Annotated in this window: 10 protein-coding genes; 6 read left to right on the top strand and 4 right to left on the bottom strand. The window is 60.9% G+C overall.

Annotated features, from left to right (window positions below; all coding sequences use genetic code 11):
• Window positions 1-9: 9 nt before the first annotated feature.
• Together AC0L2O_RS07170 and AC0L2O_RS07165 are read right to left on the bottom strand one after the other, a co-directional pair.
• Window positions 10-363 carry a hypothetical protein gene (locus AC0L2O_RS07170; protein WP_085355045.1) on the bottom strand — a complete coding sequence of 118 codons (354 nt, stop codon included), beginning with the start codon at window positions 361-363 and terminating at the stop codon, window positions 10-12.
• Window positions 364-465: 102 nt separating this feature from the next.
• Window positions 466-2,205, bottom strand: coding sequence for a molybdopterin-dependent oxidoreductase (locus tag AC0L2O_RS07165; RefSeq protein ID WP_473369212.1), 1,740 nt, complete (start codon window positions 2,203-2,205; stop codon window positions 466-468).
• Window positions 2,206-3,232: 1,027 nt separating this feature from the next.
• Here AC0L2O_RS07165 and AC0L2O_RS07160 point away from each other — a divergent pair.
• Together AC0L2O_RS07160 and AC0L2O_RS07155 are read left to right on the top strand one after the other, a co-directional pair.
• On the top strand, window positions 3,233-4,498 hold the full coding sequence (locus AC0L2O_RS07160; protein WP_473369268.1) for an ABC transporter substrate-binding protein: 1,266 nt from the start codon (window positions 3,233-3,235) through the stop codon (window positions 4,496-4,498).
• Between the two features lie 202 nt (window positions 4,499-4,700).
• A complete protein-coding gene (locus tag AC0L2O_RS07155; protein WP_473369211.1) occupies window positions 4,701-5,144 on the top strand; it encodes a peptidoglycan-binding domain-containing protein in 444 nt (147 codons plus the stop codon).
• A gap of 68 nt (window positions 5,145-5,212) precedes the next feature.
• Here the strand turns inward: AC0L2O_RS07155 and AC0L2O_RS07150 are convergent, their stop codons facing one another.
• Window positions 5,213-5,545: a hypothetical protein gene (locus tag AC0L2O_RS07150; protein ID WP_473369210.1), complete on the bottom strand. Its 333-nt coding sequence runs from the start codon at window positions 5,543-5,545 to the stop codon at window positions 5,213-5,215.
• Window positions 5,546-6,878: 1,333 nt separating this feature from the next.
• On the opposite strand from AC0L2O_RS07150, the gene AC0L2O_RS07145 reads away from it, so the two are divergent.
• Both AC0L2O_RS07145 and AC0L2O_RS07140 read left to right on the top strand, forming a co-directional pair.
• Window positions 6,879-7,988: an SMP-30/gluconolactonase/LRE family protein gene (locus AC0L2O_RS07145; RefSeq protein WP_473369209.1), complete on the top strand. Its 1,110-nt coding sequence runs from the start codon at window positions 6,879-6,881 to the stop codon at window positions 7,986-7,988.
• A 157-nt stretch (window positions 7,989-8,145) separates the two neighbouring features.
• Window positions 8,146-8,919: an SDR family NAD(P)-dependent oxidoreductase gene (locus AC0L2O_RS07140; protein WP_473369208.1), complete on the top strand. Its 774-nt coding sequence runs from the start codon at window positions 8,146-8,148 to the stop codon at window positions 8,917-8,919.
• A 409-nt stretch (window positions 8,920-9,328) separates the two neighbouring features.
• Here AC0L2O_RS07140 and AC0L2O_RS07135 read toward each other — a convergent pair whose 3' ends face one another.
• Window positions 9,329-9,514: a DUF3606 domain-containing protein gene (locus AC0L2O_RS07135; protein ID WP_473369267.1), complete on the bottom strand. Its 186-nt coding sequence runs from the start codon at window positions 9,512-9,514 to the stop codon at window positions 9,329-9,331.
• 152 nt (window positions 9,515-9,666) lie between these two features.
• Here AC0L2O_RS07135 and ligD point away from each other — a divergent pair, with 152 nt between their 5' ends.
• The gene (gene ligD / locus AC0L2O_RS07130) at window positions 9,667-11,484 is read left to right on the top strand and encodes a DNA ligase D (protein ID WP_473369207.1); all 1,818 of its coding nucleotides are present in this window, start codon (window positions 9,667-9,669) and stop codon (window positions 11,482-11,484) included.
• Window positions 11,485-11,489: 5 nt separating this feature from the next.
• Window positions 11,490-11,777: a hypothetical protein gene (locus tag AC0L2O_RS07125; protein ID WP_473369206.1), complete on the top strand. Its 288-nt coding sequence runs from the start codon at window positions 11,490-11,492 to the stop codon at window positions 11,775-11,777.
• Window positions 11,778-12,621: the final 844 nt, after the last annotated feature.

Below are 12,621 nucleotides of genomic sequence, written 5' to 3'. Positions count from 1 at the left end.
GGGTTGTATTCATCTGGTGCTCCTTGAAGAGGCGAGCGAAAAGTTGTCCTCTGCCGGATGCGACAGAACGTAGACTATCCATCCGACGAGCCCGAGTGCCATGAATGCGACAAGGATTGGCGTCTCCAGGAAGTAGGCCGCAAATGCGGTGCCGAGGAGATCGAGCAAGACAAGTATCGCAAGAACGATAGTCAGCCATTTGCGCTTGCGATGATAAAGCACGAGAACCAGAGCCGCCGCGGTGAGAAGGAGCGTGGTGACCAGCACGAGATAAGCCCCGCCCGAACGGGCGATCCCATTGCCCTCGTCAAAAGTGGCGGTCACTGCCGCGATGCAGCCAGCTAGAGAACCCGCGAGCAGCACCCAAAGCCCATAATTCGCGGGCCGTGCCGATATTCTAACCATGCCATTTCCTCACGTTTCTGCTCCGTCGTTGCACCCCGCCGAGCACGAGGCGGCCGGCTTTCAAATCGGCATCCGATAGCCGTAGAATTCGTGGTCCTCGTTGTAACCGCCCTGTCCCGCGCCGAGGTCGCTAAACTCGTGCACGAACTCGATGGCTACGATCCATTTGACCATCTTGAAGCCGAGTTCGTTCTCACACCGGAGCCGCAGCGGCGCGCCGTGCAGCACACTCAGCGCTTGACCGTTCATTTCGTAGGCCAGGATTGTGAGGCGGTGACGCATGTTGAACATCTCGTGGACGTCGTAGTAGCGGCCTCCGTCAGAGCCGTCCGCGAGCGAGTAGAAGACGGCATACCGAGCCTCCGGAAGGGGTTTCACTGCATCAAGGATATCGCTCATGCGCACGCCGCCCCACTCGGCCACGCCCGACCATCCCTGGATGCAGAAATGCGTGGTGATCTGTTTCTGCTTCGGCATGCGCTTGAGCTCGGCCAGCGAGAACTCCCGAGCGGTCTCCACCAGCCCACGGACTCGCAAGCGATAGTCGCGGAAGTTGCCTGCGAGCAGACGTTCGTATTCGGCGGAGTTGGGCATGGTGCCGTTCGGCCAGAAATGCGGCGATATGTCAGATTTACTCAACTCCGCAGTCGGCGCCCACCATTCGGAGACGCCCTTTATCCAGCCAACCATCAGGCGGCCTGTCTTTTGCACCAGACGGGCGTGCTTGACTGTGAACGGCGAAGCGGCCCACCAAGCCAAGCCCACCAACATGAGCGCGAGCACGAACAGCGGAAATCCGACCCAGTGCTGGCTCTTCACTCCCGCGAACATGTGGTTCGTGTTTTCCCGCAACCCGGTAATAAAAACCATGATCCCGTGCGCGAGGATGAAGAAGACGAACCAAGTGAATGAGATGAAATGAATGGAGCGGGCGACCTGCCGATTAAGCACAGTGCCGAGCAAACCTAGACGGTTGGAAATCGCAGGAGCCTGCAAGAGCCCTGTCGCAATCGAAACCGGTGCGGCGATGAAGACCGTCACGAAGTAGCTGAGTTGCTGCAGACCATTGTATCGGGTCCAGCTGGATTCGGTCGGAAAGTTCAGTGACGCGTACTGGATGGCGGTCGAGAGGGCATTCGGGAAGACGTCCCACGTCAAGGGCACAAGTCTCAACCACTGATCCGTGGAGAACAGCATGATGTAGAAGACGGCACCGTTCAGTACCCAAAGAAGATCAACTGAGAAATGCCACCATCTGGCAAGGCCGATGGTGTGGCGCTGCCCGGGAATACCAAGCCAGCCCGGCAGGCTCACCGCATCGTCCTTGGCCGTCCAGATGCGATCCTTGGGTACGGGGTGCTGAAATCGGAACCACTCCGTGCCTGGCGTACAATCCCTGTTCCAATACAGCCGTGGATGATCTGCCAGAATCTGGATGCCTGCCCTCATGATCAACATCATGAAGAGCATGTTCAAAAAGTGCTGGAGCTGGAGCCACCATGGAAAACCAGTGTCCACCGAAGGCGCGTTCTGCGCGATCCCGGGATAGCGTTTGATAAACTCTTGGATGGCTGAGAGCTCTCGTAGATTTTGCGCCAAGGCTATCAGGAGGACCAATGCCGCACCGCCGAGCGGGACGACCCACAAAACGTTGAACCACCTTTTCCCGAGCCGGATGTGAGGAACGATCCCTTCGCGGGGCGGGGTCCATGTCGAAAGCACGATCCGATCGTCGGCCGAGCTTAACGTTGCAGTAGTTGCTCCGTCTTGCGCAAGTTTGATTTCGACAGAGTCCTGCATTCCGGCCTCTCAGTGTTCTGACCCCTCGCTCAGCGAATTGTTCGAATGCGACGTCCAAGGCAGCTGTGTCTAAGGTGCGCCTGACGTTCGTGGGCGGGTACTACTCAACCTGAGTGCAGGAATCGCGTTCCCTACCTCGCACTGGGCACCTTGTGCGGTAACGGACCAACATCGCGCGCCGCGAAGCACCGGTGCCTGGGAGCCGGGAGCCCCGGGGCGGAAACCGGCGTTCAGCTCGGATCGGGGCTCATGCTGCGGAGATACTCTCGCTGGTCAAGGCTACGCCTGGACATGACACTGGCCGAGATCGCTGACCATCTCCTCAAAGTCCACGGCAAGCATTTCGTGCTGCCGAGGCGGCGTAGCCATGCACGTCAACAAAGTTCACGCCGTCTTCACCATCGATCGCGTCGCAAGAGACTTGGGCGAAGACCACGACTGGCTCTGGGATCCAGCCATCGGAATGGACACAGAGGATGACGTCATCTGGCGTTATGCGTAGGTGACGACCAGTTCATGGCGTTCACCGACCTTCGGCATCGAAAGCTGACGGAGCTCATCAGGATCCACAAGGAAGACCCCGAACTACTCAAGGGGCGGAATCGGTGAGCCCTGTCCGCCGGCCTAGCTTGGATGGATACGGCGAATGGACATCTGCGACCAAAGGATATGTCCGCATGCTCACGATCCATTCGCCGCCAATTTTGAGCGTCTCTCTGAGTTTACGCCGAAGTGGGGTGCCAGCGCATGCACTAGCCTCAGCATTAAAGTGATTGAGGTCCATTCCGTGCTCCCCAGGTCGCCCGGCCGAGCGAGCTAGTCTCGCGATACCGCTCGATCCTTGAAACAGTGCGTACGGTGCCGGACTGTGTTTGAGAATGGCCGAAAGCGATAGCGTTCCGTCAGTTATTGCGAAGGTACATACTCCTCGAGCGAACTGCCTTGGCGCGCTGCATGCATGAAGCCGAACATGCCGGTCAGCGGGGCGCCATGGCTCCATGTTTTAGCTTTCGAAGGAGAAATGCTAATGTCTGGAGATCGTACTAGGAAAGAGTTCGAACGACGCGAAGTCCTGGAGTTCGTTGGCGCGCTTGGACTGCTATCCCTCGCCGCGCCAATCCGAGCAAGAGCAGCCAGTTCGTCGAAGAAACAATACGGTCCAGGAGCCTCCGATACTGAGATCAAGATCGGCAACATCATGCCTTATAGTGGTCCGGTCTCCGCTTACGCAGCGATCGGCAAGATTGAAGACGCCTACTTCAAGATGATCAACGATCAAGGCGGGGTAAATGGCAGAAAGATCTCGTTTATTTCGTATGACGACGCGTATAGTCCACCAAAGACATTCGAGCAGGCACGTAAATTGGTGGAGGACGACAACGTTCTACTCGTCTTCAACTCTCTGGGAACGCCGACCAATAGCGCTATTCACAGCTACATGAACCAGAAGAAGGTGCCGCAATTGTTCGTCGCAACCGGCGCGACCAAATGGAATGATCCAAAACACTTTCCATGGACGATGGGTTGGCAACCAAGTTACCAGGCCGAGGGTCGAATTTACGCCAAGTACATACTGAAGGAGAAGCCGAACGGCAAGATTGCGATCCTTTATCAGGACGATGACTACGGAAAGGACTACGTCAAAGGCCTAAAGGACGGCCTGGGCTCGAAGGCCGGCGCGATGGTCGTGGGAGAGCAGGCCTATCAAACCACCGAGCCGGTAGTCGATTCAGAGGTCGTTCGGCTGCAAGCTACCGGAGCAGACGTCTTCTTCAACGTCGCGACGCCGAAATTCGCAGCGCAAGCGATCGTAAAGGTGTCCGACATCGGGTGGAAACCCCTCCATATCCTGAACAATGTCTCGGCATCCATCGGCAGTGTGCTTAAACCCGCCGGCTTCGACCACGCACAGGGGATCGTTTCTGCAGCCTACATGAAAGACCCGACCGATGCTCAATGGAAGAGCGCGCCAGACATGGTTGCCTGGAACTCCTTTATGGACAAGCACATGCCGGGAAGCGACAAGACCGACGCAAATTTCGTTTACGGCTACAGCGTCGCACGCACTATGATACAGGTCCTCCAGCAATGCGGTGACGATCTTACGCGTGAAAACATCATGGCGCAGGCAGCCCATCTAACAAACTATGAGCCAGGGCTCTTGCTTCCCGGTATCGCCATCAACACTTCGCCGATAGACTTCGCGCCGATCGAACAGCTCCAGCTGATGAAGTTCGAGGGCCAAAGCTGGCAGCTGTTCGGTGATGTCATGAGCGGCCAATTGGAAGGTTGATCCGAGGCGCACCACGAGCGCCTGACCGGGTCTAAGCGCCGCGCGTCCAGAGCCTTCAGAGCGCGGTGCGCAAGCGCGACCAGCGAACCATTTGTAGCGATGAATTAATCCGCGGATCAGCCGCACGGCGGAAACATCCCGTGTGGAAGCGCATTGGTTCTGGAGAGTGCCAGTCTTCTCCAGCCAAAAAGGAAAGTCTCTCATGACTAAGTTCGCCCTAGTTCTTCTCGGCAGCGCTGCGATGGCAGTGCCCGCTTTTGCTGCCTCGAACCCGCCACCTCAGCAGCAAGTACCGGCTCAGCAGAACGCACCAGCCAATCAACAAAACAAGACGGCGCAGCAAACCAATAACTCGCGGCAGGTCGACGCCGCTTCACAGCAGGCGAAGACCAATGGAACGATTGGCCCGCGCAGTCTGTCCAAAGCTCAGATAAAGAATATACAGATGGCTCTCAACAAAGAGGGGTTCGATGCCGGTGCGGTTGACGGACATTGGGGCCACAAAACCCGGGAGGCGATCCAGCATATGCAGCAGATGAAACATCTGCAAGCCAATGGCCGCCTTGATCAACAGACGCTGAAGGATCTCGGGGTGAATAATGTGCAAGTAGCAGGGCACGACGCAAATCGAGCGAACTCTCGCTGACCCTTGCTTTGCTAGGCGGCTCAAGGCCGCCTAGCGCCCTCGCTTTAGGCAGTCCGCTTCGGATGGCGCTACGTGGGCGGGACCTTCTTGAAGACGTCAGCGGAGAAGGACTTGAGATGGGCTCGCTTCTCTGCGTCGGACAACGTCGCGTCTTTCAGTATCAGAGGACAATAGATCGTAGTTAGGAAGTTCGTCACCTCGGCGGCGGACGCCCCGGGGTGGGCGGTCCGAACGCTCTCTATGATGCTGGGAACGGCTAACTCGCCGCGAGCAGCGAGCAGCGCCGCGAAGCTTCTGGTGCGCGCCTTGGTCTCCTGAATGGCGCTCGAATTGCCTGTTCGGTGATATACTGGGCACTCCAGGGCGTTGGCGACCCCTGAGGTGCAGAGCGTGAGCATCAAGCTCGGTACTCCAACAAGTCGCGCAATATGCATTGACGCCGCTCCGCGGAAATAGAGGATGTGACAGCTTAGGTTTTTTCCAAGAAGGCGCACACGGAAATGCTTCCGCCTGTACGCCTTCGGGCTGACTTTCGTCTGCGAACAGATCAGCCAGCGGTCGCTGCTAAGCGGCTCTCGGACGTGGACACGCGAGGTGACGCGATTGGCCGACTGATGACGCCGAGGCGTTGGCGCGTCAGGCCCGCGAAGAGAGCGTTTTTGTACGATCTAGCAAGAGAAACATATCTATTATCTGGCCGTTGTCGGGAATGAGTGACCCCGTTCAAAACAGCCGCCCATCAGAGTCCTCCCCGGAACCCGGCTACAGGCTCGACCCGGACGTGCCCATTGAGACCACGTCGCAGCTCCGGATCGCCATCGACCAAGGGCAGGCCGGCAGTAGGGTGGACGTTACTGACCCCGCCGCCGCTCCTCTCGCTCCGACACGTCCAACTCGGGGTTCGTGAACATTGCGCCCCTGGACGTCGGTGGCGGCGCTGCCGACCTTCGAAGAAGCTTGCGTTGCGGCCGCCGCGCAACCCAGGCTCCGAGTAGATGTCGCGAACAGAGACTGTAAAGCAGCGTTCACCGTCGCGGTGCGTAGCCGCTCGGCGCAGCGGATCGCCAACCCGTTTGAAAGCCGACTTGAGCGGACGCTCGCGCATCGGAGCCCTGCTCGGCGCCGTCCTGCTCGTCGGTGAGACCGGACCCTTCCGTCATTCCCGAGGCTTCTTTCATGTCCATGCTTCACGTCCGCGCGGCTCTCCCAACGTGGCGTCGGGCCGACTGACCACGCGCCGGCTCGATCGCAGGCCAGCGCTTGCTGCCGTGCTGATCCATGTAGGTGTTGCTGGGGTGATGGACCTTGTGGTGATCGGGTCGGCGCCTGGCTCTCCCTGCGGCCCGTTCGCTTCCGACGCCTTCGTTTTTCCTCCCCTTTGTCATCGCTGTCCGGATCTCGGAGACCAGCATTGCGATGGGCTTTCAGTCGGTACTTGCTGCGCCAACCTGCGGGATCGTGTTGTCGCTTTCCTATACGTTCTAACCCTCGCGTCAACTTAGATAATTCGTTCGACGCGAACTTGCGAGCACCGGTGCGGCCATGCTTGCCTAAGTCACTATTGCAGTGCCACAGCAAAATGCGGACCACCGATGATGCGTCACGGGCCCGGCTGGTCTGCATTCATAGAGATGCAGTCGCCGTTGCGCTCATGTTCGCGCCACGTTTTGAACTGATGCTTCCGCGGTACTCCAACGGAAGGGCTGGGCAAAAACGAGGTCGGAGGAAACCGTCATGACGAGGAAGTTGGCAAGTGCCGTCTGTGCGTTTTCGCTTGTGTTCTGTGGCGCGGCCGCGCCCGTCCGTACCGCATGGGCGCAGGCCCAGTCGGTCCCCGCACCCCCGCTGGCCGGTCCACCATCTCCCGAGCAGGTGCAGCCCTGGGGTGTGCCGCCCCCGCCCCCTGGCATCGGGCCGGTCACCTTGTTCGCGGATATCCATGATCAGCCGCAGGGCAAGTTTCTTGAGGGCGGGGCCTTCGACAAGGCAGGAAATTTCTGGTTCGTCGCGATCGGCAGCGGCTGGGTGTCCTATCTCACTCCCGACGCGAAGCTGGTCCCGGTGTTCAACTGCAATCCGAAAGGCGACCTCGGTCCCGCCTGTGAACCGCAGGGCACGCGTTGGCACGACGGCAAGCTTTACGTCACGACCCGTCACCTCGGCGTCCTGGTCTATGATCCGGACACGAAGCAACTGAGTTCACTCGTTTCGACGTTCCACAACGAACTGTTCAAGGGTCCGAACGATCTCGATTTCGACGCCGAGGGCAACCTGTATTTCACCGATCCCTGGGGAACGGGACCCGGACCCGATGCGGCCGATCGGACCGGTGCAGTCTATCAATACTCAAAAGACGGCATTCTCCGGCGCATCATCTCCACCGGTAGTTTTCCCAATGGCATAGCGGTTTCGCCGGACGACGGCACGCTGGCCGTTGCCGACTACGCCAGCAACCGGATGCTATACTATTCATTCTTGGGAGGGCCGAATCCGGCGTGCTCCCAGTGCGCCAAGGACCCGTCGCACACCACCTTCTTCTTCGCGACGGCCGGGAGCTACAATCCGGGCAACGGTGGACCCGACGGCATCCACTACGACGTACATGGCAACCTGTGGGCCGCGTGCGGCATCGGCGGACTCATCGAGTATGATCCGCGGGGCTTCATCATCGGCTATGTCCCACTCCCAAATGGTGATTCGTCGGCCACGAACTTTGCCTTCGGCGGCGAAAACAACCAGTACATCTACATGGAAGGTGCCGTGAGCGGAACCATCTACAAATTCAAAGCGCCATACCCCGGTCTGATTGGGCCAGACGGCGTGCGGCTGGCAGCGCAACCGTGAGTTTGCCGCGAGGATCCTGTGGCGCGCGCCGCCTTAGCGGCACGCACCACGACATGACCGCCCATGGCCGCGGCGGCGTTGGGAGCAGGTGCCGCGGAGGAGGGGGCCGCCGAAGGCGCGGCTGCGTCGTCAAAGCTAAGCGTCCGAAGGAGCAGCGATGGCGATAGTCTTCATCACCGGAAGCACGGAGGGGCTCGGCCGCGCGGCGGCTCAGTCGCTCATCGAGGCCGGCCATCGCGTCGTGCTGCACGCTCGATCGGCGGATCGCGCAGCGACCATCGGCGAGCTCGCATCGCGGGCCGCAGAGATCGTGGTTGGCGACTTCCGCAGCGCCGTTGAGACAAGGAGCGTCGCGGACCAGGTCAACGCGATCGGGTGCATGGATGCGATCATTCACAATGCGGGCGTCTACACTGAAGCCAGCCGCGGCGCGACGCCCGAGGGTCACGCCGGCGTCCTCGCGGTCAACACGCTTGCGCCGTACATCCTCACGGCCCTGATAGAACGGCCCGGGCGGCTGGTGTACCTCAGCAGCGGCCTGCATCGCGGCGGGGAGGGCTCGCTCAACGACATCGACTGGACAAGGCGGAGTTGGGATCCGGCAAAGGCCTATGCCGAAAGCAAGCTGCAGGTGGTGGCGCTGGCATTCGCAGTGGCGCGACGCTGGCCACAGGTGTTCAGCAATGCGGTCGATCCCGGCTGGGTGCGCACGCGAATGGGCGGCGCGGGTGCACCGGTCGATCTCGACACCGGCCAACGGACCCAGGCATGGCTGGCCGTAAGCGACGAGCCGGCAGCAAAGGTCAGCGGCCGCTACTGGCATCACATGTGGCACGAGCAGCCGGCGAGCGAGGCCGTCGATCCCGAATTCCAGGATCAGCTCCTCGCAAGGCTGAGCGCGATGACGGCCGTTTCCCTTCCATCGGCCTAAGGAGTGAACAGCCTGGGTGTCCGGACTCCGGATTCTTTCGGTCGCATCACGCGTGATTGCTACGATCGCGGATCTTTCCGCCGCATGGACATGGAGTATTGAGTCGGACCGCCCGAGCCTGAGGCAGTCGCGGCGATGAAGCTTGCCGCCGAACCCGGTGGCTGCGAGCGGCAGAAATCGATCACTGCCGGGCTGGCACGGCTCGAAGTCGCTCGCCCGCGGTGCTTGGCCGCGGCCGTAGGACGCCTTCGCCGCCGAGCGCCTGCGCCAAACGATGAGCGCGGAGCGGGGAGCTGGCTCGGAGAGCGGCTCGTGACATTGCGGGTCGAACAGTACAGCCCTGGAAGGACAGACCCGGCTTAGCGGCCGTTGCCGCCGGGCCGGTTTTGTTTTGGAACTGGCCGGCGGGTTAACGCCCGAGCCGCCGCTCGACCTTCTTGCGGCTGCTGCCGCCCCTTTTGACGGCTTTGTTCAATGCCGCCTTCGATCGCCCGGTTTTGGCAGCTTCGTAGCGCACTTCGTAGTCTTGTCCGCCCGCGACCCGGGCGCGATCCTGCTTGCGTCCACGACTTGTCTGTTTCTTTGCCTTGGCCATCATTGGTCCTCCTAGCTTCGGCAACGCGGGAAGAAAGCTTGCACTTCCGGCGCTCGCGCGAGCAGCTGCAGCATCGCCGTCGCCTTAGACCGAAGGCGGTGGCCCTGTCCGGCTCTGCGCGGAACGAATCGGGCCGACCGCGTTGAATCGTCATGTGTGCCGTGGCGTTGCGTCAGTCTCGTTCGGGAGTATCGCGCGTGGCCGGCGCCCGCGAAGCTCCGATTCCAGGATTCATCGAGCCCTGCGACCCCACGCTCCGGATCCATCCGCCGCAGGGCGACGACTGGGTCTACGAAATCAAGGCCGATGGCTATCGCGCGCAACTCCATTTGCACGACAGCGACACCAAAGTCTATTCGCGCACGGGCCTCGATTGGAGCGAACAGTTCTCGTCCATCGCCGCGAACGCGGGCAAGCTCAAAGCAAGCAGCGCCATCATCGACGGCGAGGCCGTGGTGTACGGCAGTGGCGGGCTGCCGGACTTCCAGCAGCTGAGGCGCGAGCTCGGGCCGAAGCAAAGCAAGCGTGTGCGCTTCCACGCGTTCGATCTCCTCTACCTCGACGGCTACGACCTGCGTCGCGTTGTCTATGAGGAACGGAAGCGCTTGCTGCAGCGGCTTCTGAAGGGCGCACCCGAAACCTTCATCTATGTCGAAGGGATTCAGGCGAACGGCAAGCAGATTCTCGAAAACGGCTGCAGGATGGGCCTCGAAGGTCTCGTCGCCAAACGGCTCGGCGAACCGTACCGCTCGGGGCGGCAGGAGAGCTGGATCAAGCTCAAGTGCAAGAAGAGCGAGACCTTTCCGATCGTCGCGTTCGTGGAGAAGCTCGGGGCGCACCCGCGCAAGGTGGCCTCGCTCTATGTCGGGCGGCGCGAGAACGGCAAGCTGCTCTATGCCGGAAAGGTCCGCACCGGCTACACCAAGACGACCGCGCGCGAGTTGCGCGAGCGGGTTGATCGGTTGATCCGCAAGAGTTCTCCGCTCGATGTGGCGGTCAAAAAGCCGAAGGCGACCTGGGTCGAGCCCACCCTCGAGGTCGAGGTCCAGTATGGCGCGCTGACCGATGATGGTCTGCTTCGGGAAGCCGTGTTCAAGGGCTTTCGCGATGATCTGGCGGTGCGCAAGGTCAAGGCGCCGCGGCTGGTCCCGTCCGTAGCCGGCCGCCCGAAGCTGGGCGTCCCCCGAGAGAACATCCTCCAGCTTCTGCCGGATGCGGTCGTGCCATCGAAGGAGGAGCTCGCCGACTATTGGGGCCGGGTCTGGAAGAAGGCGCTGCCGCACCTCGGGCATCGTCCGCTCAAGCTGGTGCGTCACGTGCACGGCACGACGTTCTATCACAAGGGGCCGCTGCCGAAGGACATTCCGGCGGCCGTGCACCAGCTTCGCATTCAGAAGCGCGAGGGCGGCCAAGGAACGCGGCTGTGGATCGACAGCCTGGACGGTTTCCTTGGGCTCGTCCAGATCGGGGCCGTCGAGCTGCACCCGTGGAATGCGACCGTCGAGGACTTCGAACATGCCGACCGCATCGTGATCGATCTCGATCCCGGAGAGGGCGTCGACTGGGATGCGGTCGCCGAGACCGCGCTCGATCTGCGCACGCTGATGAAGCGCGAGGGCTTCGAGACCTGGCCCAAGCTCACCGGCGGCAAGGGGATCCATCTGATGGCGTCACTGGATCGCCCCGTGCTGCACGACAAGGCGCACCGGATCGCGCAGCAGCTGGTCTCGGGCTTTGCCGCGCGTGACCCCGATCGGTACATTCTGTCCGCCCAGGCCAAACGTCGCGGCCGCATCTTCCTCGATTATTTGCGCAACGGCCGCGGCACGACGGCGATCGGCACCTATTCCCCGCGAGCGCGCGAGGGATTTCCCATCGCAGCGCCCGTGACCTGGAAGCGCATCGATAGCGGGATCGCGCCGGACGCCTTCACCATGGACAGTCCATTCCGCGCCAAGCCGAGGGGGTGAGCCACATGTCGGATGCATTCGATCAATGGCTGGAATGGCGCTACAAACCTGCCGGAGACAGGCGCAGCATTCCCGCCGAACTCTACGCCGCCGTGATGTCGCTCCCAGAAACCGATCGCTCCGACCGGCAGAGGGTGAACGAGGTGGTCCGCAGCCATGTTGAACGATCCGGGGTCCGGGACGATCGGAGACCCGCTTGGGCCAAGCTCTTTGGGTCGATCAAAGCCGCCGAAAAATGGCTTGAGGAGAACGATCCAACAGGCAAGTTTTGGGAATACGCAGTTCAGGAGTGACGCGCATGAGTGTGCGTTGGTTGACACCTCCGTCTGGTTCGCTGCGGCCGCCAAGCGGGATGCTCGGAATGAGCGCGCCAAGTCGATCCTCCGGAGCATCGACCAGCACCTCACGACGGGCCTGGTGTTGTTGGTCAATACGACGACACGAGTTGGTGGGGTCAGCCCTCCAACAGACCCCAGAGCACGATCAGGTAGTAGGCGCCCACCGCGACGAGCACGTTGACGGCTACGATCAGCAACAAATCGACAGGTATAATTGGTCTCGGTCTATCCATCGCGTATCTCGCAATGGGACCGATCGTACCGGTAATGAGGGAGCCCGGCCGTTCATAAATGTCCGGCGACGCGAGTTAGTCATCTAGTGTTGCGTCAGCGCCGCAGGTGGTTCCCACAGGGTAACGGGCGTGGCATCGCGGCGAATCCTCCGCAGTCGCATGCCAAGCGGCTAGGGCAAAGTACGCGGTGAGTGCCAAGGCTATCGCGGCCAAAACAGAACCGAGCTGGGTCACCACTCTGTCTCCATCCCGATGGACTGTTCTCAAGAGAAGCATCGTCGATTGAGTCGGTACGCCCAAAAGATGCAAATCTAGAGGCTTACCCGCACAATCCACAGGGAAGTGTGGTCGCGCCGATAGGTGCGCTGCACGCACCGGGAAACAGCGAAGCCGACAACTCCTTGCCAGCGGAGACTATGACCTTCCAGACTTCCCATGCGCATGCCGTCGTATGCGCGCGCAGCGTCTACCGTGCTGGTTGCCCGGGATACCGCGGTGCCGTGGTGGTCCATAGACCACCTTTAGCCGCATGCCACTGGGTTTGGGTGGGTGGCGTCAGAGTCCGG

This window comes from Bradyrhizobium sp. Kon10 (assembly GCF_055807395.1).
The sequence above is the reverse complement of the archived record's forward strand: the minus strand, read 5'-3'. Positions and strand labels throughout refer to the sequence as shown.